This is a genomic window from Mesorhizobium delmotii (assembly GCF_900149755.1).
GTDB lineage: Bacteria > Pseudomonadota > Alphaproteobacteria > Rhizobiales > Rhizobiaceae > Mesorhizobium > Mesorhizobium delmotii.
On sequence record NZ_FUIG01000026.1, the window covers coordinates 326,700 to 351,686 of the forward strand.

Annotated in this window: 23 protein-coding genes and 1 pseudogene; 12 read left to right on the forward strand and 12 right to left on the reverse strand. The window is 63.4% G+C overall.

Annotated elements, in window-relative coordinates; all coding sequences use genetic code 11:
- Nucleotides 1-62: 62 nt before the first annotated feature.
- The 5 genes from BQ8482_RS18300 to BQ8482_RS18320 all read right to left on the reverse strand — a co-directional run bounded on the left by BQ8482_RS18300 (nt 63) and on the right by BQ8482_RS18320 (nt 3,300).
- Nucleotides 63-473 (reverse strand): nuclear transport factor 2 family protein, encoded by a 411-nt coding sequence (locus tag BQ8482_RS18300; RefSeq protein WP_123148901.1) that lies wholly within the window; start codon nt 471-473, stop codon nt 63-65.
- Nucleotides 474-482: 9 nt separating this feature from the next.
- The gene (locus tag BQ8482_RS18305; protein WP_123148902.1) at nt 483-1,127 is read right to left on the reverse strand and encodes a carbonic anhydrase; all 645 of its coding nucleotides are present in this window, start codon (nt 1,125-1,127) and stop codon (nt 483-485) included.
- 280 nt (nt 1,128-1,407) lie between these two features.
- Nucleotides 1,408-2,163, reverse strand: coding sequence for a DUF429 domain-containing protein (locus BQ8482_RS18310; RefSeq protein ID WP_123148903.1), 756 nt, complete (start codon nt 2,161-2,163; stop codon nt 1,408-1,410).
- Nucleotides 2,160-3,044, reverse strand: coding sequence for a pyridoxal kinase PdxY (gene pdxY / locus BQ8482_RS18315; protein WP_123148904.1), 885 nt, complete (start codon nt 3,042-3,044; stop codon nt 2,160-2,162). The genes BQ8482_RS18310 and pdxY overlap by 4 nt, the downstream gene beginning before the upstream one ends.
- A 7-nt stretch (nt 3,045-3,051) precedes the next feature.
- Complete coding sequence (locus tag BQ8482_RS18320) at nt 3,052-3,300, reverse strand: hypothetical protein (RefSeq protein ID WP_095495498.1); 249 nt, start codon at nt 3,298-3,300, stop codon at nt 3,052-3,054.
- A gap of 161 nt (nt 3,301-3,461) precedes the next feature.
- On the opposite strand from BQ8482_RS18320, the gene BQ8482_RS18325 reads away from it, so the two are divergent.
- The 6 genes from BQ8482_RS18325 (at nt 3,462) to ppa (ending at nt 7,940) form a co-directional block, all read left to right on the forward strand.
- Nucleotides 3,462-4,094 (forward strand): LemA family protein, encoded by a 633-nt coding sequence (locus tag BQ8482_RS18325; RefSeq protein WP_123148905.1) that lies wholly within the window; start codon nt 3,462-3,464, stop codon nt 4,092-4,094.
- Nucleotides 4,095-4,279: 185 nt separating this feature from the next.
- A complete protein-coding gene (locus tag BQ8482_RS18335; RefSeq protein ID WP_123148906.1) occupies nt 4,280-5,116 on the forward strand; it encodes a TPM domain-containing protein in 837 nt (278 codons plus the stop codon).
- Nucleotides 5,117-5,120: 4 nt separating this feature from the next.
- Nucleotides 5,121-6,023: a TPM domain-containing protein gene (locus BQ8482_RS18340; protein WP_123148907.1), complete on the forward strand. Its 903-nt coding sequence runs from the start codon at nt 5,121-5,123 to the stop codon at nt 6,021-6,023.
- Between the two features lie 8 nt (nt 6,024-6,031).
- Nucleotides 6,032-6,670 carry a TPM domain-containing protein gene (locus BQ8482_RS18345; RefSeq protein ID WP_123148908.1) on the forward strand — a complete coding sequence of 213 codons (639 nt, stop codon included), beginning with the start codon at nt 6,032-6,034 and terminating at the stop codon, nt 6,668-6,670.
- A 117-nt stretch (nt 6,671-6,787) separates the two neighbouring features.
- Nucleotides 6,788-7,294, forward strand: a complete 507-nt coding sequence (locus BQ8482_RS18350; protein ID WP_123148909.1) for a GNAT family N-acetyltransferase — start codon at nt 6,788-6,790, stop codon at nt 7,292-7,294.
- 112 nt (nt 7,295-7,406) lie between these two features.
- Complete coding sequence (ppa, locus tag BQ8482_RS18355; RefSeq protein WP_023800478.1) at nt 7,407-7,940, forward strand: inorganic diphosphatase; 534 nt, start codon at nt 7,407-7,409, stop codon at nt 7,938-7,940.
- Nucleotides 7,941-8,188: 248 nt separating this feature from the next.
- Here the strand turns inward: ppa and BQ8482_RS18360 are convergent, their stop codons facing one another.
- The 3 genes from BQ8482_RS18360 to BQ8482_RS18370 all read right to left on the reverse strand — a co-directional run bounded on the left by BQ8482_RS18360 (nt 8,189) and on the right by BQ8482_RS18370 (nt 9,915).
- A complete protein-coding gene (locus tag BQ8482_RS18360) occupies nt 8,189-8,779 on the reverse strand; it encodes a hypothetical protein (protein ID WP_123148910.1) in 591 nt (196 codons plus the stop codon).
- Between the two features lie 22 nt (nt 8,780-8,801).
- Entirely contained in the window at nt 8,802-9,218 is a 417-nt protein-coding gene (locus BQ8482_RS18365) for a hypothetical protein (protein WP_123148911.1), read from the reverse strand.
- 91 nt (nt 9,219-9,309) lie between these two features.
- Nucleotides 9,310-9,915 carry a TetR/AcrR family transcriptional regulator gene (locus BQ8482_RS18370; RefSeq protein ID WP_208867749.1) on the reverse strand — a complete coding sequence of 202 codons (606 nt, stop codon included), beginning with the start codon at nt 9,913-9,915 and terminating at the stop codon, nt 9,310-9,312.
- Nucleotides 9,916-9,996: 81 nt separating this feature from the next.
- Here BQ8482_RS18370 and BQ8482_RS18375 point away from each other — a divergent pair, with 81 nt between their 5' ends.
- Both BQ8482_RS18375 and BQ8482_RS18380 read left to right on the forward strand, forming a co-directional pair.
- Nucleotides 9,997-11,280, forward strand: coding sequence for an MFS transporter (locus BQ8482_RS18375; RefSeq protein WP_123148913.1), 1,284 nt, complete (start codon nt 9,997-9,999; stop codon nt 11,278-11,280).
- Between the two features lie 280 nt (nt 11,281-11,560).
- A complete protein-coding gene (locus BQ8482_RS18380) occupies nt 11,561-13,135 on the forward strand; it encodes an alkaline phosphatase D family protein (RefSeq protein WP_123148953.1) in 1,575 nt (524 codons plus the stop codon).
- Between the two features lie 249 nt (nt 13,136-13,384).
- Here the strand turns inward: BQ8482_RS18380 and BQ8482_RS18390 are convergent, their stop codons facing one another.
- Nucleotides 13,385-13,666 carry a hypothetical protein gene (locus BQ8482_RS18390; protein ID WP_123148914.1) on the reverse strand — a complete coding sequence of 94 codons (282 nt, stop codon included), beginning with the start codon at nt 13,664-13,666 and terminating at the stop codon, nt 13,385-13,387.
- Nucleotides 13,667-13,866: 200 nt separating this feature from the next.
- Here BQ8482_RS18390 and typA point away from each other — a divergent pair, with 200 nt between their 5' ends.
- Nucleotides 13,867-15,696, forward strand: coding sequence for a translational GTPase TypA (gene typA, locus BQ8482_RS18395; RefSeq protein WP_095518070.1), 1,830 nt, complete (start codon nt 13,867-13,869; stop codon nt 15,694-15,696).
- 59 nt (nt 15,697-15,755) lie between these two features.
- Here typA and BQ8482_RS18400 read toward each other — a convergent pair.
- Nucleotides 15,756-16,381: pseudogene (locus tag BQ8482_RS18400) on the reverse strand (DUF1062 domain-containing protein).
- 392 nt (nt 16,382-16,773) lie between these two features.
- Between BQ8482_RS18400 and BQ8482_RS18405 the strand changes: the two are divergent.
- The gene (locus tag BQ8482_RS18405) at nt 16,774-17,388 is read left to right on the forward strand and encodes a LysE family translocator (RefSeq protein WP_123148915.1); all 615 of its coding nucleotides are present in this window, start codon (nt 16,774-16,776) and stop codon (nt 17,386-17,388) included.
- 3 nt (nt 17,389-17,391) lie between these two features.
- Here BQ8482_RS18405 and BQ8482_RS18410 read toward each other — a convergent pair whose 3' ends face one another.
- Both BQ8482_RS18410 and BQ8482_RS18415 read right to left on the reverse strand, forming a co-directional pair.
- Complete coding sequence (locus BQ8482_RS18410) at nt 17,392-17,715, reverse strand: YciI family protein (RefSeq protein ID WP_123148916.1); 324 nt, start codon at nt 17,713-17,715, stop codon at nt 17,392-17,394.
- 139 nt (nt 17,716-17,854) lie between these two features.
- Nucleotides 17,855-18,418, reverse strand: coding sequence for a peroxidase-related enzyme (locus BQ8482_RS18415; protein ID WP_123148917.1), 564 nt, complete (start codon nt 18,416-18,418; stop codon nt 17,855-17,857).
- Between the two features lie 135 nt (nt 18,419-18,553).
- On the opposite strand from BQ8482_RS18415, the gene BQ8482_RS18420 reads away from it, so the two are divergent.
- A complete protein-coding gene (locus BQ8482_RS18420) occupies nt 18,554-23,338 on the forward strand; it encodes an NAD-glutamate dehydrogenase (RefSeq protein WP_123148918.1) in 4,785 nt (1,594 codons plus the stop codon).
- 92 nt (nt 23,339-23,430) lie between these two features.
- A complete protein-coding gene (locus BQ8482_RS18425; RefSeq protein ID WP_123148919.1) occupies nt 23,431-24,807 on the forward strand; it encodes an MFS transporter in 1,377 nt (458 codons plus the stop codon).
- The last annotated feature ends 180 nt before the right edge of the window (nt 24,808-24,987 follow it).

Below are 24,987 nucleotides of genomic sequence, written 5' to 3' on the forward strand. Positions count from 1 at the left end.
GGGCAGGGCGGGACCACCACCGATGTAAGGCGCTGGCTTGCCGCACGCAATATCGCGGCCGGTCAGTAGCCGTCACAGTTTTCCGCGATCGCCGCCTGCGAACTGGCGGTGATGCGGTTGTCGGCGATCGCGAAGGTTTCCTGCATCAGCATGTCGTTGTTGGGGAAATCATAGCAGGCGATGACTGTGGTGACGCCACCCTCGGTCTTCTCGATCCGATGCCGGATTTCAGCCCCGGCGACAGCGCCTTTCCAGTCGTCGATGGAGGCGATGAATTCCTGCTTGGTCTGGACGACGCCGAGGTCGTCGAGTTTTATCCGGACGTCGTCGGCAAGCAGATCCGACAATTCCGTGCGATCGGCGACCAGCAGCGCCGCGTACCAGCGGTCGATGAGCGCGCCGTCATCGGCGCGGGCGGACATGACTGAAAACAGCAGCGCCGCTGCGGCCAAGGCGATCGAACGGCATACCATGCAAGCCTCCTATGTCATCTCCGGCCGCTCGAAGTCACCGGTGTCCTTGTTCATCACCCAGAGCTCGCCGGTCGAGATGTCGAACCAGGCGCCATGCAGCGACAGCCGTCCCTTGCCTTCCAGGATCGAGACGCAGGGGAACGTCCTGAGATTGGCGATCGAATAGCGGATCGAAATGCGCTCCAGCGCGGTCTGGCGCTCCGTTGCCGTCATGAAGGTGCTGGACGACACGGTCTCGGCCGCCGGCGCAATCAGGCTCATCCACTTGCCGATGAAGTCGCCGGGCGACAACGGTGCGGCCGTACTGTCGAGTGCCGCGCGGATGCCACCGCAGCGGCCATGACCCATCACCACGATGTTTTTCACCTTGAGGCTCTGCACGCCGAACTCGAGCGCCGCCGAGGTCGAGTGGAACTGGTCGTCGGGCGCATAGGGCGGCACCAGATTGCCGACATTGCGCAGCACGAAGAGTTCGCCGGGGCCAGCGTCAAAGATCGCTTCGGGAGCCGCGCGCGAGTCGCAGCAAGCAATGATCATCGTTTCGGGCGACTGGCCCTCGCGAGCGAGCGAGCGATAGCGTCCGCTTTCGGCGAGATAGCGGCCACTCATGAAATTGCGGTAGCCGGTGAGCAGATGGTCAGGGAGATGAGGCATTGGCGGCGTCTGGAGCCTTTCCGGGTTAGGCGGCAGCTCTTTTAAGTCAGGAAGGCTCTAGCGGCAAAAGCCGGTCGCGAGCAATGCCGAATCGCGGATGGCTGCAATTGCCATGCTGGAAGGCCCCCTCATCCGGCCTCCGCTTCGCTACGGCCACCTTCTCCCCAAGACGCAAATGTGTGTGCACGCTAGCGCAGCGAGGAGAAGGTGGCCCGAAAGGGCCGGATGAGGCGGCCTTCGCCCAATGCGATTGTCTCGCCGATAGACGGGACGAAGAAATTCATGCCCAGATGGCGACAGGGATGCCAAATCGGTCGGCGAGCGGCGGATCCGGAAACGGCCTTGCCTCGCCGCTGGCGATGCGGCCGGCGATCAGCATCATCGCTGCGGCGTCGAGAAAGTCGTCGGCAGCAGCGCCTCGCGGCGGCGTCCGGTCGAGAAAGCCACTGATATAACCGTGCCGGCAAAGCAGCGCCTTGCGTTCCGCCATGCCGGCCGGGTTGACGGCGCCCTTGATCTTCTTCGGCAGGCGCATCGCCTGATCGTCATTCAGCCGGCAGAAGGCGACTTCCGGGTGTGATTCGAAGACGCGGCTGCGCAGTTCGGGACGCGCGATCAGCACGGCATCGACCTCGCGGATCTTGGCAAAGATGCCAAAAGCTTGGATCGAGATGCCGCGCGGCGGATCCGAGGTTGCCTTGGCAACTTTGCTTGCCTGGCGATGTGCGGCATACCAGGCCTCGATCGTGGTGAAGCCATCTGTGTGCGCGTAAAGCGCCGCACGCGAGGGGATGGCGAAGACGCTGGATTGCCTGTTACCAAGCAGCGGCCGCACCAGCGCTTCGGGCCCACGGCCGCCCTTTTGCGAAAGATCGGGCAGGCCGATCGGCATGTCGACGGCGACTGTCGCATCGGCCGGCAATGCGTCGAGCAGTGCTGCGAAGCTGGGAAAGACGGCTACCGAGGGCGCTGCGCCCGGATCGCGGCGAACGGCGATCCAGCCGGCCTTGCAGCCGTCGACGCCGACGAAAGTCACGCTCTTTTGTCCCGTCCTGGATGCAGGAGATGGCGAAGCTGCACCATCGCCATCGGGTGCGACAGGCTCTGTGCGTCGGTTTCGAGCTGCAATTCGTCGCCGCCGCGCTTGGCGGTGCGCGCCAGTATCTCGTAGACCGCCGCCGTGGTCGATTGCAGTGCCTTGATCGGCGGCTGGCCGGACAGGATGCGTGCCAGATAGACGGCCGCCGTCAGGTCGCCGAGGCCATTGGGCGGCTTTTCGATGAGGCGATGTTCGGCGAGCAGCGCCTGGTTGCCGTCGAGCAGCAGATTGCCGGTGCCGCCGGCCATCATCGCCGGCGCGGAAGTGACCAGCATGGTCGACGGCCCGGCATCAAGGGCGGCCGCCATCACCGCTTTCAGGTCGGGCAGCGGCGCTTCCGCCATCCATTCCAGCTCGTAGCGATTGGGCGTGGCGATGTCGGCGATCGGCATCAGCCGGTCGCGCATGGCGATGGCGGTCGCCTCAGGCACAAAGAGCCCGCCCGAATCGCCCAACACCGGATCGCAGATATAGACGGCGTCCGGCGTCTTCGCCTTGACCGCGCCGACCAGCGAGGCCACGGCGTCGGCCTGGCCGCCTTCGCCGAGATAGCCGGACAGCACCGCGCCGACCTCGCCCAACCATGGCGCGCGCTCGAGATCGGCCATCAGCGCCTTGAATTGATCGAGCGGCGGCACGATGCGTGTCGCCCGTCCATGGCCCGGATGCCAGGGCAGGATGACGGTCGGCACCGCCCACACCGGAAAGCCCAGCGTCTCCAGCGCAAAGACCGCGGCGCGGTTGCCGACCGAGCCGCGCGCGACATGGCTGGAAATGACGATGACCGCGCGCGGCGCGTCGTGTTCTTCAGTGCTCACGAGGTTCCTAACTTTGGCTGACGAAAACCACTAGCCAGATCAACAGGCCAATGGCGATAACGAACCCCAGCGCCCGGCCAATGCGGGTGCCCCAATATTCGATCGGGTCCGACTGGTCGGCGTCTGCAGCAGTGACGTGATCGCGCGCGCCCTTCGCGGTCCGCGCAATGAACGAGGTGCCGCCCGGGTCGGTTTCACGTGCCACGCGCTCGATGATGCGGCGCGATTCGTCGTCGCTGTCCTGGCGTTCCGCCATGGCGATGCCCTGCTTTCACGGCGACTTTAACCTGTTCGCCCGGCCAATTACAGGGCCTGGCAGTGAATGATAAAGCACCAGTAAGGTCCCCCCGGAGGTCATGTTCTCGCGCACGGATTGTGGTAATGCTTCGCCTGTCAGTCTTATCGAGGGATCTTTCCATGCTTGCCCTTTCCTCCCCTTTCGTCTTCCGCAATCTGCCTGCCTTGCTGATGATGGCGATCGTGCTGCCGCTGCTGGCCGGCTGCGGCTACAACACCATCCCGACGGCGGAGGAAAACGCCAAGGCCGCATGGAGCCAGGTGCTGAACCAGTACCAGCGCCGCGCCGATCTCATTCCCAACCTGGTCGAGACGGTCAAGGGTTATGCGGCGCATGAGAAGGATACGCTCGATGCCGTGATCGAGGCGCGCGCCAAGGCGACGCAGGTGACGGTGACGCCCGACACGCTGAGCGATCCGGAAGCGGTCAAGAGATTCCAGGACAGTCAAGCCGGCCTGACCAGCGCGCTGTCGCGGTTGCTGGCGGTGGTGGAGAATTATCCCGACCTCAAGGCCAATCAGAATTTCCTGGCGCTGCAGGCGCAGCTCGAAGGCACCGAAAACCGCATCGCGGTCGCCCGCCGCGACTATATCCAGGCGGTGCAGGAGTACAATCTGACGCTGAGAACCTTCCCGTCGGTGATTTGGGCGACCCTGTGGTTCCGCGACAATCAGCCGTTCGCGAATTTCACCATCGAGGAAGACAAGATGCAGACGCCGAAGGTTGATTTCGGCACGCAGCAGGGCGGGTGACGAACAGCTGGTGAGCGTGGTCCCTATTGGCCTTGCACTCCGTCGCGCCCCCCTCTGTCCTGCCGGACATCTCCCCCACGAGGGGGGAGATTGGCAGCTTCGACCCCGTCGCCAATCTTGCAACGTTGGAGATTGGCGAAAGCAGGAATGACATCCAATCTCCCCCCAAGTGGGGGAGATGCCAAGTGGTGGCAAAGAGGGCAGGACAGAGGGGGGCGCGAAGGAAAGCCAGCCTGGCATTCCTGTTCATCGTCCTAAGCCTTCTCTTCCTTCAGCTCACCGCCCTTGCCGCCGAATTGCCTGTTCTGACCGGGCGGGTTGTCGACAATGCCGGTATCATCGATGCCGCGACCGAGGCGGCGCTGACCCGGAAGCTTGCCGATTTCGAAGCCAAGAGCTCGGACCAGATCGTCGTCGCGACAATCAATAGCCTCGACGGCGAGGAGATCGAGCCCTACGCCAATCGTCTGTTTGGCGCCTGGAAGCTCGGCCAGGCCGGCGAGGACAATGGCGTGCTTTTGCTGGTCGCCAACAACGACCGCAAGATGCGCATCGAGGTCGGCTACGGGCTGGAAGGCACACTGACCGACCTGCACACCAAGCTGATCATCGAAAACGACATGGTGCCAGCCTTCCGCGCCGGCGACTTCTCCGGCGGCATAGCCAAGGCCGTCGACGACATGGTCATGGTGCTGGAGGGCAATCCTGAAGAACTGGAAGCACGCGGCGAACGCAACCAGCAGCCGCCATTCAACACCGACGATCTGTTCTTTGCGATCTTCATAAGCATCTGGGCGATCATCTTCTTCGGCAGCATCGCCGCCTCCATCCTGCCGCCGATCTTCGGCCGGAAACTCGGCCCCGGCCGCTATCGCTGGCTGGGCATGACTTTCGAGCCGGGTCGGCGATCATCTGGCGGCTGGTCGGGAAGTTCCGGTGGGGGAGGCTGGTCCTCAGGCGGTGGCGGCTTTTCCGGCGGCGGTGGCTCGTCCGGCGGCGGCGGCTCATCGGGAAGCTGGTGACGGCATGACACGACGTGTCATCAGTTCACCAGCTTCCGGCCGTTTCGCCGCGCTGATCGGCGCTGCCTTGGCGGCCATGGCGGTGCTGCTGCTGGTCGGCTTCACCGCTCTCGCCGCCGAATTGCCTGCCCTGACCGGGCGGGTTGTCGACAATGCCGGTATCATCGATGCCGCGACCGAGGCGGCGCTGACCCGGAAGCTCGCCGATTTCGAGGCCAAGGGCTCTGACCAGATCGTCGTCGCGACAATCAATAGCCTCGACGGCGAGGAGATCGATCCTTATGCCAACCGGCTGTTCCGCGCCTGGAAGCTCGGCCAGGCCGGCGAGGACAACGGTGTGCTTTTGCTGGTCGCCAAGGACGATCGCAAAATGCGCATCGAGGTCGGCTACGGGCTGGAAGGCACGCTGACCGATCTCCACACCAAGCTGATCATCGAAAACGACATAGTGCCGGCCTTCCGCGCCGGCGACTTCTCCGGCGGCATAGCCAAGGCCGTTGACGACATGGTCATGGTGCTGGAAGGCAGCCCTGAAGAACTGGAAGCGCGCGGGACCCGCAATCCGGCCGAAAGCAATGCCGTCGATCCCATCGTCGCGCTGTTCATCATCGTGTGGGCGACGCTGTTTTTAGGCGGTCTGGCGATGGCGTTCCTGCCGCCGATCTTCGGCATTAAGCTGTCGCCTGGCGTGTATAAATGGCTGGGCATGACATTTCGTTATGGTCAAAGGTCGGGTCGCTGTGGCCAAAGGTCGGGTTCCGCCTCCTCGGGCGGCGTCTGGACATCCGGGACTGGCAGCGGCTGGTCGTCGGGCCGTTCTGGAGGCGGCTGGTCGTCGGGCGGTGGCGGCGGGTTTTCGGGCGGCGGCGGCTCGTCCGGTGGTGGCGGTTCTTCAGGAAGCTGGTGAGACACAACATGGCAACACGACCGATCAGCCCCGGGGACCATGACCGCATCGCCAAGGCGATCCGCACCGCCGAATCAAAGACCGATGGCGAAATCTACTGCGTGGTCGCCTATGCCAGCGACGGCTATTTCTTTCCGGCGGCCTTCATGGCGACGCTGGCCATGCTCGTCGTCAGCCTCGCCGTCAGCTACGGGCTGGAAGCATGGTGGCTGTCGATCCGCGTGCCGCATTTCGTCATCGCGCAGCTTCTGGCGATGGCCTCGGTACTTGTCCTGTTGTGGGCGCTGCCCGCCTTGCGCATCCATCTGGTGCCGAGACGGCTGCGCTACCAGGCCGCGCATGCCAATGCGATAAAGCAGTTCCTCGCCCGCAACGTCCACCGCACGACGGCGCGCACCGGCGTGCTGGTTTTCGTTTCGATTGCCGAGCACTACGCCGAAGTGATCGCCGACAGCGGCATCGACAGCCGTGTCGGCCAGGATGTCTGGGACGGCGTCGTCCGCGACCTTACCGCGCATGCCCGCGACGATCGTCTCGCCGACGGCTTCATCAAGGCGATCGAAGCGACGGGTGCGGTGCTGGCCGAGCATTTCCCGGTTTCTACCGGCGACGTCAACGAGCTGGACGACCATCTGGTCGAAATCTGAGTCGTTACGAACGGCTTCCTTCAGCACTCAACGGCACGTCTATCGTCTGTGCGAAAGCTTGGGAGCCGCTGACCGGACTCTTGCAATCGGGCGATGCGGGTTTATGGTTAACCAATCATGAAGACGCTGAGCATCGACATCAGGAAAGCCGAGCCGCGCGACGCAAGCGCCATCGCCGACGTGCACCTGCTGGCTTGGCGCGGCGCCTACTCCGGCATCATCCCGCATCGGACACTGACGTCGATGATCAACCGCCGCGGCGTCGACTGGTGGGCGAACGCCATCCGTCGTGCCGCCACCGTTCTGGTCGTCGAGATCGGCGGCAAGGTCGCCGGCTACGCCACGATCGGCAAGAACCGCGCCCGCGAGCTCAAGCAGCAGGGCGAGATCTACGAACTTTACGTGCGCCCGGAATATCAGGGCATCGGGCTCGGCAGCCGGCTATTCTCGGCCGCACGGGCGCGACTGGCAGACCACGGCCTGAAAGGCATGGTGGTGTGGGCGTTGGAGGACAACCAGAGCGCGCTCACCTTCTATGCCGGCGCCGGCGGCCGCGACGTCGCCGAGGGCGTCGAGATCTTCGAGCAGAAGGCTCTGAAGAAGGTCGCCTTCGTCTGGGAATGACGGCTCGACACGCCTTTCGCTAACACCCTCAGCTGCTTTCAGTACCATTCGCCGCATTGCACCATGCGCCGCTGCCCGCTATCGGTCTCCAATCGAAAGAGGGACAAAAGCCATGCGTATCGAAGCCATCGCCATCGGAAAGAACCCGCCGGAGGACATCAACGTCATCATCGAGGTGCCGATCGGCGGCGAGCCGATCAAGTACGAAATGGATAAGGAGGCCGGCACGCTGTTCGTCGACCGCTTCCTGCACACCTCGATGCGCTATCCCGGCAATTACGGCTTCGTGCCGCACACGCTGTCGGGTGACGGCGACCCGATCGACGTGCTGGTCTGCAACACGCGCGCGCTGGTGCCGGGCTGCGTCATCAATGTGCGGCCGATCGGCGTGCTGGTGATGGAGGACAATTCTGGTCTGGACGAAAAGATCATCGCAGTGCCTTCGCCCAAGCTGACGCTGCGCTACGAGAACGTCACCGAATACACGCACCTGCCCGACATCACCCGCCAGCAGGTGCAGCATTTCTTCGAGCACTACAAGGATCTCGAACCCGGCAAATGGGTCAAGATCGAGGGCTGGCACGATGCCGCCTACGCCAAGAAGATGATCGTCGAGGCGATCGAACGGGCCAAGGCAAGCAAGTAGCCGAAACTCCTGAAGTTGACCGAATGGGTTGTCGCAACGATTGAGGTTGGCCGAAGCCCCTCAGCTTCGTCATCCCTGGGCGGAGCGACGCGAAGCGGAGCGCAGTCCCTGGGATCCATTCCGTGACATCAACCGAAGTGCGCAGCGGACCAGAATTCTGCACCGTTGCGGCGCTTTGACGTCACGGCATGGATCCAGGGGTCTGCGCTGCGTCGCTGCGCTCCTTGCTCCGCCCCAGGATGACGAAGTCAGTTATCGACGCGGCCGAAAGCGGGCGCGTTGCCGATAACCACGCGCTTGTCCTTGCCACAGGCAAAGGTCCGCGCCTTCTCGTCGGCGAGCCTGCGGGCCTGGTCGTTGGCGCTGGGGTTGCCGGTGGCCAGCACCAGGCCGACGGTGCAGCCTTCATAGGTTTCCGGTTGGGCGACCTTGGCGACGATCAGCACGTCGGTCGGTTTGTTCTCCGCCTCGGGATTGCTGACCGAACGACGGTGGATGACCGCGAAAGGAATGGCCAGATCGCCATTCGTCTCGATGCGCCACTCGAGTCTGGGTGCAGCCGAATTGAGCCCGACAAAACTTTCCCAGACCGCGGTCATATCGCTGGGCGGAAAACCATAGAATAGCGATTCCCGGGCATCGTCGTAGGCGATCAGCACCGGGTAGCCGCGATAGCCCGAACAGGCAAGACTGGCCCAGTCGCCTTCGCCCTCCTCCGCCTGCGCGTAGGTCACGCAGTCCTTCTTCCAGTCGAGATCGGTGTAGGCGCTGGAAATATCGCCGGCCTGAGCGGCCTGGCAGAGGCCAGCGAGGGCAAGCGGGATCAAAGAAACACGCACGGCGGAAATCCCCTCTGGCCAGCTACCTGAATCTAAGCCTCGCAAAAAAATACAGCCCATACAACGCAGAAAACCAGGTGGCCATAACGAACGTTTGGTAGTCCATCCAGCAAATTGCCAGTAGCGACGCGCTGGCCGCAAACAGGACTACGGGAACCGCGGCATCCAAGTATAAAAATACCAAAGTGAATGCGGATATCAACGTGGTCAGTATACTTGCCGTTGTGCTGGAGCTTGGCGTTTTGCCGACGAAATACATCGCAATCGACGAGATGAGTATCAAGAAGGCAACCCTGCGCAGTACGGCTTCCTTGACCTTATACTCATTCAGGCTAAGGATCGCCCCAATGTCTTTCTTCTCTTGCTCGCCAATTAAACCCGACCGCCCCTGCCTCAGGTAGTGAAGCAGGAACATCTTTTCGAGGTCGTCTAAAAACATCCTAGCAGGGTTCAAGTCGGTACCGGCAATTATCAACAGAGTGCGAGCGTGACAGCCATACTGCTTCCGGCCGGAATGGACCGCAAGAGGTCTACTTCTTCAAGCTCGCTTCGATCAGCAGGTCGGCGTTGCGGGCCACAGACTTCGCCGGTCCGCCGGCACCGAACAGCTGGCCGCTGATATAGGCGCCCTCGATGAGAAGCAGCAGCCCGTCGCCCAGAGTGTCGGCGTCGCCGGCACCCATTGCCGCCGCCATGGCGCGCAGGCGTCGTCGCAATTCCTGCTTGTTGGCCTCGCTCACCAGGCGGGCCGGATGGCCGTGCTCGGGATATTCGACGGCCGCATTGGTCATGCCGCAGCCGCGATAGTCGGGTTTTTGCGTGCGCTTGCCGATGCGGGTCAGGAAGGCGGCAATCTGCGCGCGCGGATCGCCGGGATGGGCAGCCACCGCCGCGTCGAAGCGCTCCCAGAACTCCAGGTCGTATTGCCGGAGATAGGAGGCGGCCAATTCGTCCTTGGAGGGAAAGCTGCGATAGAGGCTGGGCTTGGTGACGCCGGCGCGCCGCACGATCTCGTCGACGCCGATCGCCCTGATGCCTTGCCGGTAGAACAGGTCGCGGGCAACGCGAAGGATTTTTTCGCCGGCGCGCGGCGGGGCTACTTCATCCGCTTTGATCGCTGGTTCAATGCTTTTGATTCTCGACACGGTGTTGCCTGCTTGACAATGTTACCGATCGGTACGTATACCTCGGCGCATCGCAACGTACCGGTCAGTAACATGATAGTCCAATCCCGCCCGTTTGGCCAGCGCTACGCTTTCGTCGTGGTCGCCGTCATTTTCCTCTGCCTGCTGATCGCGGCGGGCCTGCGGTCGGCGCCGGCCGTCATGATGCTGCCGCTGGAGGAGAGTTTCGGCTGGCGGCGCGACGTCGTCTCGCTCGCCGCGGCCATCGGCATCTTCCTCTACGGCCTGACCGGGCCGTTTGCCGCGGCACTGATGGAACGGATCGGGCTGCGCCGCACGCTGCTGGCGTCGCTGGTGGTGATGTCGGGCTCGACGGCGCTCAGCCTGTTGATGACCGAGCCCTGGCACCTGCTTCTCACCTGGGGCGTATTCTCGGGCGTCGGTTCCGGCGCGGTCGCCACGGTGCTCGGCGCCACCATCGTCAATCGCTGGTTCAAGACCAATCGCGGCCTGGTGATGGGACTGATGTCGGCCTCCGCCGCCACCGGCCTGCTGGTGTTCCTGCCGCTGCTCGCCGCGCTCGCCCAGTTGGGCGGCTGGAAGCCGGTCGCCATCGCCATTGCGATCGCCACTGCCTGCCTGGTGCCGCTGGTCTATCTGCTGGTGCCGGAGCGTCCGGCCTCGATCGGCATGGTGCGCTATGGTGCGGACGCCGATGACGTGCCGCCGGTTCCGCCGGCCTCGCAGGGCAATTTCCTCACGCATACGCTCAGCACGCTGCGCCGTGCCGCCGGCACCCGCGTGTTCTGGTATCTGTTCGCCACCTTCTTCATCTGCGGCTTCACCACCAACGGACTGGTCGGCACGCACCTGATCGCGTTTTGCGGCGACATGGGTATCGGCCAAGTGCAAGCTGCCGGCCTGCTGTCGTTGATGGGCATCTTCGACCTGATCGGCACGACGCTGTCGGGCTGGCTCACCGACCGTTTCGATCCGCGCAAGCTGCTCGGCGTCTATTATGGCATCCGCGGCCTGTCGCTGATCTACCTGCCTTATTCCGGCTTTTCGTCGACCAGCCTGATCATCTTCGCCGTGCTCTACGGACTGGATTGGATCGCCACCGTGCCGCCGACGCTCAGGCTGTCGAACGAGGCGTTCGGCGACCGCAGCGGGCCGATCGTCTTCGGCTGGATCGTCGCCGGCCATCAGGTGGGTGCGGCGGCGGCCGCTTTCTTCGGCGGCACCATGCGTGAATTGCAGGGCAATTACGAGGTTGCCTTCCTCATCGCCGGCATGACGGCAATAGCCGCAGCCTGCATCTCGCTGTTGATCAACACCAGCCGTCCGGCCTTTGAGCCGGAACCGCAGGCGGCTTGAGCGGTGACGGCTGAGCGCTAATCTCCCCCCTTGAGGGGGAGATGGCCGCGAAGCGGCCAGAGGGGGTCGGTCCGACCGGGCTCGGCCCCTTATCGCAGACACAGGAGGTCGGCGCTCCACGCGAGACGACCCCCTCTGTCGCCTTCGGCGACATCTCCCCCTCGAGGGGGGAGATTCGCCAGCCTGTTGATCGTCAGAAAACCTTCATAGTTTCGAGATGTGCCTGAAACATTGAGGCTGGACCTTGGCGGCGCCGTTCAACGCCATCCAGGAGACAGCCATGAACAAGATTTCGATGACCCGGCGCGCCTTCGTCACGTCCGTGAGCGCCGCCGGCCTCGTCGGCGTATCGGGCCTCGCGCTTCCCTATTATTCGCGCGCCAATCAGCGGCCCGCCTTCACCCATGGCATCCAGTCGGGCGATGTCGACGCAACCAGCGGCGTGGTGTGGACCCGCACCGACCGCCCTTCGCGCGTCATGTTCGAAGTGTCGTCGACGGAAAATTTCGCCAATGCCTTGCGCCTTGCGCCGCTCGACACGTCGCCGGCCAGTGATTACACGGTAAAGCGGCTGCTCACCGACCTCGCCTCCGACCAGGACATCTTCTACCGCATGATCGCGGCCGATCTCGCCGACATCAACGCCGTCTCCGAGCCGATCGTCGGCCGCTTCCGCACGGCGCCGGCCTCGAAGCGCGACATTCGTTTCGCCTGGTCGGGCGATACCGCCGGCCAGGGCTGGGGCATCGACGACACCGGCATGAAGACCTATGCCACGATCGGCAAGCATACGCCCGACTTCTTCCTGCATTCCGGCGACACCATCTATGCCGACGGCGCGATGAAGGACGAGGTCGACCTTACCAATGGCAGCAAGTGGAGGAACAACGTCCTCATCGACGAAAAGCGCAAGGTTGCCGAGACCCTGGACGAGTACCGCGGCCAGTGGAAATACAACTTGATGGACGGACATGTGCTGGGTCTCAACGCCATCTGCCCGACCTTCTACCAGTGGGACGACCACGAGGTGGTCAACAACTGGTCGGATTCGAAGGACCTGAGCGCCGACGACCGCTACTCGGAAAAAAACATCCATGTGCTGGCGGCACGCGCGGCACGCGCCTTCCACGAGATGACGACGATCCGCTACGAGCCGTCGGAACCGGGCCGCGTCTATCGCAAGATCGCCTACGGGCCGCTGCTCGACGTGTTCTTCCTAGACATGCGTTCCTATCGCGGCGCCAACGGCCCCGGCATGCAGGATACGGTGACGCCGCAATCGCGCATTCTCGGCGAACAGCAGACGAAGTGGCTGAAGCGCGAACTGGCAACCTCCAACGCGACCTGGAAAATCATCGCCGCCGATATGCCGCTCGGTCTCGTCGTCTGGAACGACGCCACCAAGAAGGCCGGCGCCGAGGCCATCAGCAATGGCGACAATGGTCCGGGCAAGGGTCGCGAGTTGGAAATTGCCGACCTCCTTCGCTATATAAAGAATGCCGGTATCACCAACACCGTCTGGCTGACCGCCGACGTGCACTACACGGCGGCGCATTACTACAATCCTGATAGGGCGCAGTTCCAGGACTTCAATCCGTTCTGGGAATTCGTTTCGGGTCCGCTCCATGCCGGCACGTATGGACCCAATGATTTCGACATGACCTTCGGCCCGGAGCTGAAATTCATCAAGGCGCCAACCGCCGAGCAGGGGCAGAACCTGCCGCCCTCGGCCGGCCTGCAGTTCTTCGGCCTCGTCGACATCGACGGCGCCACTGAACAGATGACGGTGCGGCTGATGGATCGCGACGACAATGAACTCTACAAGGTCACGCTCGACCCGGTGCAGTCGGCGTGAGGGGCTGGCTTCAATAATGGCCAAAACGCAGGCGGGACAGCGCCCCCCTCTGTCCTGCCGGACATCTCCCCCACACGGGGGGAGATTGGCAGCTTGGGCGCTCCGCTCGCGCCTGCAACGTTGGAGGTTGGCGAAAGCGGCGGCGACGACCGATCTCCCCCCTCGTGGGGGAGATGCCCGGCAGGGCAGAGGGGCGTGAAGGATCGCAGCGGAACGGTATCTCGGGATGACGACCGCCGTCGGCAGTCGTCAGTCAGGATAGCAAACGGTCGGAATTTCGGGCCAAACAGCGCTGTCGCAGTTGGCAGCCTCCTGCCTCTGCTTGAAGGCGGCGCTGACCGGCCCGGTCACCACCGGGTCGACGCCATCGGGCGCATCGGCAAACAACTGCTCCGCCGAACGCGTATCGGACGGCAGGGCAGGGGGCGCTTCCTTGAGGGTCGCGGCCGACTGTGCCGCGCCCGCCGCGAGGAGAACGGCGAAGGCCGCCCATGCGAGGATTGGCCGGTATCTGCTGCCCGTATTGCTCATGAAATTCGAACTGTCCCGACCGCGAAAGGTTCCGCTTTGGTTAATAATTCCATTTCACACCAAGACGCTTAAGATTTGGTGACCATATATTTGGTGGCACGCCTCCTCTTTCGCAATTGCGAAAAACCCTGTATGAGCCGCCCAACCGAAAGAGGCAGCGCCTTTTGGCCTGCTGCCTGCAACGCTCCCGAGACCACAACATGAAAATTCGTAATATCGCGATCATCGCGCACGTCGACCATGGAAAAACCACCCTCGTCGACCAACTCCTGAAACAGTCCGGCTCGTTCCGCGACAACCAGCGCGTTGCCGAACGCGCCATGGATTCGAACGACTTGGAAAAGGAACGCGGCATCACCATCCTGGCCAAGGCGACCTCGGTCGACTGGAAGGACACCCGCATCAACATCGTCGACACCCCCGGCCACGCCGATTTCGGCGGTGAAGTCGAGCGCATCCTGTCGATGGTGGATTCGGCCATCGTGCTGGTCGACGCCGCCGAAGGGCCAATGCCACAGACCAAATTCGTCGTCGGCAAGGCGCTCAAGGTCGGATTGAAGCCGATCGTCGTCATCAACAAGATCGACCGGCCGGACGCCCGCCACGTCGAGGTGGTCAACGAAGTGTTCGACCTGTTTGCAGCGCTCGACGCGACCGACGAGCAGCTCGACTTCCCGATCCTTTACGGCTCGGGCCGCGACGGCTGGGTCTCGGAAAACCCCGAAGGTCCGAAGGATCAGGGTCTGGCGCCGCTGTTCGACCTCGTCATCAAGCATGTGCCGGCACCGACCGTCCATCCCGGCCCGTTCCGCATGATCGGCACCATCCTCGAGGCCAACCCGTTCCTCGGCCGCATCATCACCGGCCGCATCGAATCCGGTACGCTGAAATCCAACCAGGCGGTCAAGGTGCTGCATCATGACGGCACCCAGGTCGAAACCGGCCGTATTTCGAAGATCCTGGCTTTCCGCGGGCTTGAGCGCCAGCCGATCGACGAAGCGCAGGCGGGCGACATCGTCGCCATCGCCGGCCTGTCGAAGGGCACCGTTGCCGATACGTTCTGCGACCCGTCGGTGACCGAGCCGCTGCATGCGCAGCCGATCGATCCGCCGACCGTGACGATGTCGTTCCTCGTCAACGATAGCCCGCTGGCCGGCACCGAGGGCGACAAGGTGACCAGCCGCGTCATTCGCGACCGCCTGCTGCGCGAGGCCGAAGGCAATGTCGCGCTGAAGATCGAGGAATCGCCGGACAAGGACTCGTTCTTCGTCTCCGGCCGCGGCGAATTGCAGCTTGCCGTTCTGATCGAGACGATGCGCCGCGAAGGTTTTGAGATCGCCGTGTCGCGTCCGCGGGTCGTCATGCAGCAGGGCGACAACGGCGAATTGCTGGAGCCGGTCGAGGAAGTCGTTATCGACGTCGACGAGGAGCATGCCGGTGTCGTCGTGCAGAAGATGTCGGAGCGCAAGGCCGAGATGGTCGAATTGCGCCCGTCGGGCGGCAACCGCCAGCGCATCGTTTTCCACGCGCCGACGCGCGGCCTGATCGGCTACCAGTCGGAACTGTTGACCGACACGCGCGGCACCGCTGTCATGAACCGGCTGTTCCATGCCTATGAACCCTATAAGGGTGAGCTGCCAGGCCGCACCAATGGCGTGCTGATCTCCAACGAACAGGGTGAATCGGTGGCTTATGCCATGTGGAACCTGGAAGATCGCGGTCCGATGGTCATCGATCCGGGCGTCAAGGTCTATCAGGGCATGATCATCGGCATCCATTCACGCGACAACGACCTCGAAGTGAACGTGCTGAAGGGCAAGAAGCTGACCAACATCCGCGCCGCCGGCAAGGATGAGGCGGTGAAGCTGACGCCGCCGATCCGCATGACGCTGGAACGCGCGCTGGCCTGGATCCAGGACGACGAGCTGGTCGAGGTGACGCCGAAGACCATCCGCCTGCGCAAGCTCTACCTCGACCCGAACGAGCGCAAGCGTTTTGAGAAGTCGGCGAAAGTGGTCGGCGCGGCGTAAGCCTTTTCTTCTCAGCGGTTATGAGGGAGGCAGCACGCGCGTGCTCCCTCCCTTTTAGTTTACCCGCCGGCAGCCGAGATAACGGCCTCGCGATCGGATTCGCCGGCCAGATCGATGCGGATCGCCGTTCCCGCTCGAGCTGGCTTGCGCAACGCCTTGGCCCAGTCCGGACCAACGACCAGCAATCGCTTCTCTTCCCAGGCCTGAAGCCGCGATCGCGAGATGCCGAGTTGGCTGGCAAGCAACCGGTCGAGCCGCAGCGCTGTCGGCACCTCGAGCCCGAGCTGGAGCTCGATAGCGGCGATGTTTTCCGGCCTGTCGCCGAGCATCTCCTTGTGGACGGCGGCTTCGGGAAATACCTCGACGCGTCCGACCCTGCTTCGCAGCGCGACAACATCGAGGCATGGCGACGCGCCAGGGCCGGATCGTTGCTTTCGAGCGCCTGCAGCTGCGCCGGCTCGATCTCGCGGCGGTTGCACCGCTCCAGAATGCCGAAATTCCAGGAATTGTCGCAATCGATGCATCGGTAGATCAGCCACGCGTCGATGCGTTTGCCGTTGGCGTTGACGCGGAATTTCCCGCTGCTGTGGTACGCCTTCAGGCCGCCGCAGCGATTGCAGTTATTCAGAGGTCGAGGTGCGGTTTTGGGTGCGATCGTCCAGCGCATACGCAGTATCGAAGACATGCGAAAAGGCCTTCCCGTCGGGAAGTTCGTCAGATCGGCGATGTCGAGATGCCCATGCGGGCACGGCGTGGCGAGAGGCTGCGGTGGTCGGAAATCAGGTGTCGCGGGTGACTGCGCGCGACAGCGGTTCAGCAGTGCCAAACCGGTCTCGAACCGCCACCCTGAGGAACACATGATATGAAACAGACGCTGCGAATGCGGCGCCATGCATTGTGTCGGGGGAGTTGACGAGACCGGCGATTACGTAGGCAAAGTGAAGCTCGAAATTGTGGCGGGCCAACCTTCTAGCCGCGACGCGGCGGGCCGACAAGCCCCTCTATCATCGGTGCTACCGCTGCGGCGGCAGTTCGGCTAACATCGAGCGGTCTACGTCCCAAGCAAAGATCCTGGTCATGCACCTCACTTCTCTCCTCATCTTCGCCGCCGCCCTTTTCGTCGCCGCCGGCTCGCCCGGCCCATCGATTGCCGCTCTGGTGGCGCGGGTCATCGCAAAGGGCTTTCGCGACGTGTTTCCGTTCCTGCTCGCCATGTGGATCGGCGAGGGCATCTGGCTGTCGCTGGCGGTATTCGGCCTGGCGGTGGTGGCGCAGACCTTCCATCTCGCCTTCGTCGTGCTGAAATGGGTCGGCGTCGCCTATCTCGCCTACCTCGCCTGGAAGATGTGGACCGCTCCGGTCGAGGCGCGCGAGGGCGAGATGCCGCGCGAGGAGTCGGCCGTCAAACTGTTCTTTGCCGGCATGGCGGTGACGCTCGGCAATCCCAAGATCATGATGTTCTACCTGGCGCTGCTGCCGACCATCATCGATCTCGCCTCGGTGACGGTCGTCGGCTGGATCGAACTGACGCTGACCATGGCCGTGGTTCTGGTCACCATCACTCTCGCCTGGGTGCTCGCGGCAGCGCAGGCGCGAAAACTGCTGAAGAGCAAGCGGGCGATGAAGATCGCCAACCGTGTCAGCGCCGGCACCATGGCCGGCGCCGCGGCGGCGATCGCGGCGCGGTCCTGAGCGTCACATCATCTCGATGATCGGCGCGATCTCGACGCTGAAACCCGGGTCCTTCAGGATAGGACAGTCCTTGGCCTTATCGACGGCATCGTCGATATCTTTCGCTTCGACGATCGTGTAACCGGCGGTCGGATTGCTGCCGCCATTGTTCTCGACCTTGCCGCCGGGCAGCACGGTCTTCGACATGCCGACCGGATTGCCGCCGTCGACCACGGCCGAGCCAAGCTTGCCGTACCAACCGTTCCAGGCATCCATCGCTGCCTTCCGTTCGGCCTCGTCGGTCGGCATCTTGCCCGAGCCATGATACACATAGAGAAATTTCGCCATGTTCTCCTCCGTTGATCAGCGGCGTCGAACCTGCATGCGGTCACGCCGCAGGACGATCATCGGACCAAACCGGCAAACAAGCAACGAGAATGCGCAATAGCTAATACAAGGTTAATATAAGGTTCGGTTGGGCCGAACCTCACCTCGCCATCGCGTGGTATTCATCGTTCGGCCGCATGTCGACCGCCGCCGCCACCCGGTTCGACATGTTGAAGAAGGCGGCGGTCGAGGCGATGTCCCAGATGTCGCGATCCGAAAAGCAGGCCTCACGCAGCGCTGCACGATCGGCCTCGGCGATCTTGTCCGGCTGCTCGGTCAGCTTCACCGCGAATTCAAGCATCGCCTTCTGTCTCGCGGAAAGGTCGGCGGCGCGGAAGTTCATCACCATCATCTCGCCAAAGGCCGGGTCGCCGGAAAGCTGGCGCACCGCCGCGCCATGGGCGGCGAGGCAATAATAGCAATGATTGATGGAGGAGACGGCGACCGCGATCATCTCGCGCTCCAGCTTCGACAGGCCGGATTGGCCCAGCATCAAATCGTTGTACATATCGGTGAAGGCACGCAGCTTCGTCTCGTCGAAAGCGTAGGCCAAAAGCACATTGGGAACGAGGCCGAGCTTCTCCTCGCATTTGGCGAAATAGGCCTTCGTCGCTTCGCTCAGTTCCGCGGGCGCGAGGTCAAGTGCGGTGATCCTGTCTTTCATGGCGGATTTTCTCCTCATTTTCGTTGACCCACCGGCGAATCCCGACATTTCGTCGCAAGCGGTCAAACCTTTGTCGCCAAATATCGGTCATCTGCTACCATAGTCGCAAAACATATGACGGGAGGGATTAGCGACATGGCCGGCCTGAAATCTGCAAGCCAGTTGAAAAAGATAAGCACGGCCAAAGGCAGCGAGAAACCCGGCAGGCTTGCCGATTATCTGCTGGCCCGAGCGCCGGCCGAAGATGTCGCCGCCTATGAGGTCACCGCCCTCGAACGCGCCGCCGATCTCGCCGGACGCGCCGTCGCCAGGCATAAGAAGGGCGATTGCCTCGTCGCCATAGACGTCGATTCCGGTGTCGTCCGCCAAGGCAGGCCGATGACCGTGATCACCGTTGTCAACGACAACATGCCGTTCCTGTTCGATTCCGTCCTCGGCGAGGTCACCGAGAGCGCCGGCGAACCGCTGCTGGTCACCCACCCGGTCATCGTCGTCAGGCACGGCAAGAGCGGCGTCGACGAAATCCTCGGCGATGGCGGCTTTGCCAAGGGCGATCACAGTCATGAGCGGCTGAGCGTTATCCACGTCCATATCGCCCGTCTTTCGGCCGATCAGGCCGACGCATTGGCCGAGCGGTTGAAGAAAATATTAGGCCAGGTGCGCGCCGCTGTCACCGACTGGAAGCCGATGCTGGCCCGCCTCGACCAGGCAATCTCCGAATTCCGCTACGCTCCGGTGCCGCTCGACAAGGCCCACGTCGCTGAGGCGATCGCCTTCCTAGAATGGCTGCGCGACGACAACTTCACCTTCCTCGGCATGCGTGAGTTCAAATATACCGGCGGCGAGAAGAGCGGCATGCTGGAGCGCACCGAAAAGCCCGGCCTCGGCATCCTCTCCGATCCGGACGTGCTGGTGCTGCGGCGCGGCACCGAAGCGGTGTCGACGACGCCGGAAATCCGCGCCTTCCTGCACGGGCCGGAACCGCTGATCGTCACCAAGGCCAACGCCAAATCGACCGTGCATCGCCGCATCTATCTCGATTACATCGGCGTAAAGACCTACACCGCCAAGGGCGTGCTTGCCGGCGAACTGCGCATTGTCGGCCTGTTCACCTCGACTGCCTACACGCGCTCGGTGATGAAGATCCCTTATCTCAGGTCGAAAGCCGAAACCATCATCGCCAAATCCGGTTTCAACCCTGAAGATCACTCCGGCAAGGCACTGATCAACGTGCTGGAGAGCTATCCGCGCGACGAGCTGTTCCAGGTTCCGGTGCCGATCCTGCGCAAGCACGCCGAAGCCATTTTGGGGCTGATCGAGCGGCCGCGCGTCAGAGCGCTGGTGCGCGCCGATCAGTTCGACCGCTTCGTCTCGATCCTCGTCTTCGTGCCGCGCGACCGCTATGACAGCGTCGTACGCGAGAAGATCGGCACCTATCTGAAGACGGTGTTCCAAGGCCGGCTTTCGGCCTACTACCCCGCCTTTCCGGAAGGCGGACTGGCGCGCGTCCATTTCATCATCGGGCGTTCCGGCGGCAGGACGCCGAAGGTCGACCAGGCGACGATCGAGGCAGCGATCCGCGCCATCGTGCGGACCTGGGACGACATTCTGCGCGAGACGGCGGCCGAGACCGGCGCCGATGCGGCGCTCACGGCGATCGCCTCGCGCTTCTCGGGAAGCTATCGCGACAGCTTCTCGCCGGCGGAGGCGTTGGCCGATGCCGGGCGCATCGCCAAGATCAGCGCGGCCAACCCGATCGCCATCGACTACTACCGTCATGCCAACCAGGAGCCGCATCAGGCGGCGCTGAAGATCTATCACCATGGCAGCCCGGTGGCGCTGTCGCGGCGGGTGCCGGTGCTGGAGAACATCGGGTTCCGCGTGATCAGCGAGCGCACCTTCGAGGTCGGCGACGAGGCTTCCGGCATGGTCTTCATCCACGACATGGAGCTCGAAAACAGCTACGGCAAGCCGATCGACCTCGGCGACCGCGGCGCGCTGTTCGAGGACGCGTTCCTTTCCGTCTGGCGCGGCGACATCGACAATGACGGCTATAACGGCCTTGCCCAGACCGCCGGCCTGTGGTCGAGCGAGGTCACCATCCTGCGCGCCTATGGCCGCTATCTGCAGCAGGCCGGGATCCCGCAGAGCCAGGATTTCATTGCCGCCGCACTCAACCGCTATCCGGAGATCGCGCGTGGCCTGCATGAGCTGTTCGTCGCCCGCCTCGGGCCGATGGCGGAGACGGAAGGGTTAGTCGCGGCCAAGCACCTCAAGGCCAAGATCAGGGATGCGTTGGAAGAGGTTCCCAACATCGATGACGACACCATCATCCGTCGCTACCTCAACCTGATCGAGGCCTCGCTACGCACCAATCATTTCGTTGCCGATACGAAGGAGAAGGGCCAGTCGCTGGCGATCAAGCTCGACTCGCAGGCGGTCGACGGCCTGCCGGCGCCGCGGCCGTGGCGGGAGATCTTCGTCTATGGTTCCGAGGTCGAGGGCGTGCATCTGCGCTTCGGCCCGGTCGCCCGCGGCGGCCTGCGTTGGTCGGACCGCGCCCAGGACTACCGCACTGAGGTGCTCGGCCTGGTCAAGGCGCAGCAGGTCAAGAATGCGGTAATCGTGCCGGTTGGCGCCAAGGGCGGTTTTTATCCGAAGAAGCTGCCGATGGGCGCCGGGCGCGACGCCATCTTCGAAGCCGGCGCGTCCGCCTACAAGAACTACGTCTCCAGCCTGTTGTCGATCACCGACAATATCGGCCTGGACGGCGTCATCCCGCCAGCCGGTGTGATCAGGCGCGACCAGGACGATCCCTATTTCGTCGTCGCCGCCGACAAAGGTACGGCGACCTTCTCCGACACCGCCAATGCCATCAGCGAGAAACATGGCTTCTGGCTCGACGACGCCTTCGCCAGCGGCGGCTCGGCCGGCTACGACCATAAGAAGATGGGCATCACCGCCAAGGGCGCCTGGGAAGCGGTCAAGCGGCATTTCCGCGAGATGAACCGCGATATCCAGACCGCGCCCTTCACCGTCGTCGGCGTCGGCGACATGTCGGGCGACGTGTTCGGCAACGGCATGCTCCTGTCCGAGCAGACCCGGCTGATCGCCGCCTTCGACCATCGCGACATCTTCATCGATCCCGCCCCCGACATGGCGGCCTCGATGGCCGAGCGCCGACGCATGTTCGCCCTCGCACGTTCGAGCTGGCAGGACTACGACAAGACAAAACTGTCCGAAGGCGGCGTCATCGTCTCGCGCAGCCAGAAGTCGATCACGCTGCCGCCGGCCGCAGCGGCGGCGATCGGCCTCGGCAAGACGACCGCCTCGCCGGTCGAGATCATGAGCGCCATCCTCAAAGCGCCGGTCGACCTTTTATGGTTCGGCGGCATCGGCACGTATCTCAGGGCATCGACAGAAACCAACCAGGATGTCGGCGATCGCGCCAACGATGCTGTTCGGGTGACCGCGCTCGAAGTGCGCGCCAAGGTCATCGGCGAAGGCGCCAATCTCGGCGTGACGCAGCTGGCCCGCATCGAGTTTGGGCTGAATGGCGGCCGCTGCAATTCCGACGCCATCGACAATTCGGGCGGCGTGAACTGCTCGGACGTCGAGGTCAACATCAAGATCGCGCTGGCTTCCGCCATGCGCAAAGGGGCGCTGACCCGCCCAGCGCGCAACAAGCTTCTTGCCGAGATGACCGACGAGGTGAGCGCGCTGGTGCTGTCCAACAATTACGAGCAGACGCTGGCGTTATCCCTGGCCCGCAAGCGCGGCCTTGCCGACATCGCCCATCAGAGCCGTTTCATGGCCGCGCTCGAGGCGCGCGGCCTGCTCGATCGCAATGTCGAGGCTCTGCCGTCGCCGGCAGCCCTTGCCGAGCGCGAGGCGCGCGGCGAGCCGTTGACCAGGGCCGAGCTCGGCGTGCTGTTGGCCTATGCCAAGATCGAGCTGTTTTCCGACATCGTCGCCAGCGACGTGCCGGACGATCCGCATTTCGACCGTGACCTGATGGGCTATTTTCCGGACCGCATGGCGAAGAAATACGCGGCCGAGATCCATGGCCATCGCCTGCGCCGCGAAATCATCGCCCGTGTCGTCGCCAACGATCTGGTCAATCGCGGCGGCCCATCCTTCGTCAACAGGCTTCAGGAAGCCACCGGCCGAAGTGCGGCCGACGTGGTCCGGACCTTCGCCGTGGTGCGCGACGGCTTCGGGTTGCCGGCGCTCTATCGCCAGATCGACGCGCTGGACAACCGGATCGACGGGCAGGTGCAGCTCGACCTTTATCAGGCCATTAGCCGGGTTACCTATGTGGCCAGCGGCTGGTATCTCAAGAACGATACCGGCACCGCTCCGCTCGGGCAACGGATCGCCGAGTTGCAGGACGCACGCAAGGCTCTGGAGCCGAAGCTGGTTTCACTGCTGCCGGCCTTCTCGCGCGAGCGGATCGAGGAGCGGCGGCATGGTCTGGCCAAGGGCGGCGCGCCCGAAAGGTTGGCCGAACAGCTGGCGCTGACCGACGTGATCAGCGTCGTCCCTGACATCGCGCTGACGGCCCGAACCGCGAATGCCGACATCGTCGTCGCCGCGAAGGCGTTTTTCGCGGTCAGCGATGCCTTCCGCATTCCGCGCGTCGAGGACGCGGCGCGCTCGATCGCGCCGTCCGACTACTACGATCAATTGGCTCTTTCCCGCGCCACCGACACGATCGGCGCGGCCAGGCGCGGCATCGCCGTGGCGGCGCTGATCAGCCATGCCGAGGCGGCGGATTCGGTGACGGCATGGCTGGAGGCCGGCGGCGAGAGGGTCGGACGCGTCCGCGAGCGGCTGCAGGCGCTGACCGAGGGCGGCGACATCACCGTGTCGCGGCTGTCGGTGGCATCGGGGCTGATCAGCGACCTGACAGCGCTGTGAGAAGTCTTCCGAATCGCTCGCGATTGCCGGCAGGAACTGCGCTATAGAGCGAAACGGTTCCCCGCTTCGGGGCACCGTTCGTGGGAGGGCATATGGCCGAGGTAGCAGTGCAGCGAGCGCCGGAACGCGGCATCTGGGGATGGATGCTGTTCGACTGGGCGGCGCAGCCGTTCTTCACGGTCATCACCACCTTCATCTTCGGCCCTTATTTCGTCTCGCGTATGGCGAGCGATCCGGAGACTGGACAGGCGGCATGGGGTTACGGCATCGCCGCGGCGGGGCTGGCCATCGCCGTTCTGTCGCCGGTCCTCGGCTCGATCGCCGACCAGACCGGCCCACGAAAACCGTGGATCGCGCTCTTCGCCGCGATCAAGATCACCAGTCTTTGCCTGCTATGGTTCGCTGCTCCCGGTTCGAACATTTTCCTGGTCGTGCTGTTCTTTTCGCTGGCCTCGGTCGCGGCGGAATTCTCGACCGTCTTCAACGATTCGATGATGCCGCGCCTGGTGCCCAAGAGCGAAATTGGCCGAATCTCGAACATGGCCTGGGGCCTTGGCTATCTCGGCGGCATGATCGCGCTGATCTTTGTCGTCGCCTTCATGGCCGGCTCGTCGGAAACCGGCAAGACGATCGTCGGTCTCGACCCGATCCTCGGTCTCGATCCGAAACTCGGCGAGGACGCACGGGCGACGGGACCCCTCTCAGCGGCCTGGTATTTCCTGTTCATCCTGCCAATGTTCTTTTTCACACCGGATGCGGCCAAGGGCATTCCCCTTGGACCAGCGGTGCGCGAGGGGCTGTCGGAACTGAAATCGACGCTGGGCGAAATACGCCAGCGCAGCGGTATCTTCCGCTTTCTCGTCGCCCGCATGATCTATCAGGATGGCGTCAATGCGCTGCTTGCGCTGGGCGGTGCCTTTGCGGCGGCGATGTTCCACTGGTCGATCACCGAGATCGGCCTGTTCGGCATCATCCTCAACGTCGTCGCCATCGTCGGCTGCCTGGTTGCCGCGCGCCTCGACGTGGCGCTCGGCTCCAAGACCATAGTGATGATTTCGCTTGTCCTGCTCAGCATTGCCACGATCGGCATCGTCTCGACCGGGCCGGGCTACACGCTGTTCGGTGCCTGGATGATGCCCGGAGCCGATAGCGGCGGGTTGTTCGGTACACCGGCCGAAAAAGCCTACATCTTTTTCGGTCTGCTGATCGGGCTTGCCTTCGGGCCGGTGCAGGCATCGTCGCGCTCCTACATGGCGCGCAGTGTCACAGCTGCCGAATCAGGCCGCTATTTCGGCATCTATGCGCTGGCCGGGCGGGCGACCAGTTTTGCTGCGCCATTTATGGTGGCCACGATCACCTTGGCCAGCGGCTCGTCGCGGCTAGGCATGGCGGCAATCGTGCTGTTCCTCGGCGTCGGCCTGGCGATCCTGGTCCGCACGCCGTATCCGGCGGACCAGCCGACGGAGTAGGGCTCTTGCCTTCTCCCCTTGTGGGAGAAGGTGGATCGGCGCGGAAGCAAGACGTGAAAACATCAAGGGATTTGAGCTGCTTACGCCTTCATCGTAGCGATCCTGCCAATACCCCTCATCCGACCGAGCTTCGCTCGGCCACCTTCTCCCACAAGGGGCTAGTGTCCTGATTCCGAAGTT

What these genes read in the sequence shown, in the direction of transcription:
- BQ8482_RS18300 (WP_123148901.1), bottom strand. Translation starts at nt 473, where the DNA reads ATGGTATGCCGTTCGATCGCCTTGGCCGCAGCGGCGCTGCTGTTTTCA.
- BQ8482_RS18305 (WP_123148902.1), bottom strand. Translation starts at nt 1,127, where the DNA reads ATGCCTCATCTCCCTGACCATCTGCTCACCGGCTACCGCAATTTCATG.
- BQ8482_RS18320 (WP_095495498.1), bottom strand. Translation starts at nt 3,300, where the DNA reads ATGGCGGAACGCCAGGACAGCGACGACGAATCGCGCCGCATCATCGAG.
- BQ8482_RS18325 (WP_123148905.1), top strand. Translation starts at nt 3,462, where the DNA reads ATGCTTGCCCTTTCCTCCCCTTTCGTCTTCCGCAATCTGCCTGCCTTG.
- BQ8482_RS18340 (WP_123148907.1), top strand. Translation starts at nt 5,121, where the DNA reads ATGACACGACGTGTCATCAGTTCACCAGCTTCCGGCCGTTTCGCCGCG.
- BQ8482_RS18345 (WP_123148908.1), top strand. Translation starts at nt 6,032, where the DNA reads ATGGCAACACGACCGATCAGCCCCGGGGACCATGACCGCATCGCCAAG.
- BQ8482_RS18350 (WP_123148909.1), top strand. Translation starts at nt 6,788, where the DNA reads ATGAAGACGCTGAGCATCGACATCAGGAAAGCCGAGCCGCGCGACGCA.
- ppa (WP_023800478.1), top strand. Translation starts at nt 7,407, where the DNA reads ATGCGTATCGAAGCCATCGCCATCGGAAAGAACCCGCCGGAGGACATC.
- BQ8482_RS18365 (WP_123148911.1), bottom strand. Translation starts at nt 9,218, where the DNA reads ATGTTTTTAGACGACCTCGAAAAGATGTTCCTGCTTCACTACCTGAGG.
- BQ8482_RS18375 (WP_123148913.1), top strand. Translation starts at nt 9,997, where the DNA reads ATGATAGTCCAATCCCGCCCGTTTGGCCAGCGCTACGCTTTCGTCGTG.
- BQ8482_RS18380 (WP_123148953.1), top strand. Translation starts at nt 11,561, where the DNA reads ATGAACAAGATTTCGATGACCCGGCGCGCCTTCGTCACGTCCGTGAGC.
- BQ8482_RS18390 (WP_123148914.1), bottom strand. Translation starts at nt 13,666, where the DNA reads ATGAGCAATACGGGCAGCAGATACCGGCCAATCCTCGCATGGGCGGCC.
- typA (WP_095518070.1), top strand. Translation starts at nt 13,867, where the DNA reads ATGAAAATTCGTAATATCGCGATCATCGCGCACGTCGACCATGGAAAA.
- BQ8482_RS18405 (WP_123148915.1), top strand. Translation starts at nt 16,774, where the DNA reads ATGCACCTCACTTCTCTCCTCATCTTCGCCGCCGCCCTTTTCGTCGCC.
- BQ8482_RS18410 (WP_123148916.1), bottom strand. Translation starts at nt 17,715, where the DNA reads ATGGCGAAATTTCTCTATGTGTATCATGGCTCGGGCAAGATGCCGACC.
- BQ8482_RS18415 (WP_123148917.1), bottom strand. Translation starts at nt 18,418, where the DNA reads ATGAAAGACAGGATCACCGCACTTGACCTCGCGCCCGCGGAACTGAGC.
- BQ8482_RS18420 (WP_123148918.1), top strand. Translation starts at nt 18,554, where the DNA reads ATGGCCGGCCTGAAATCTGCAAGCCAGTTGAAAAAGATAAGCACGGCC.
- BQ8482_RS18425 (WP_123148919.1), top strand. Translation starts at nt 23,431, where the DNA reads ATGGCCGAGGTAGCAGTGCAGCGAGCGCCGGAACGCGGCATCTGGGGA.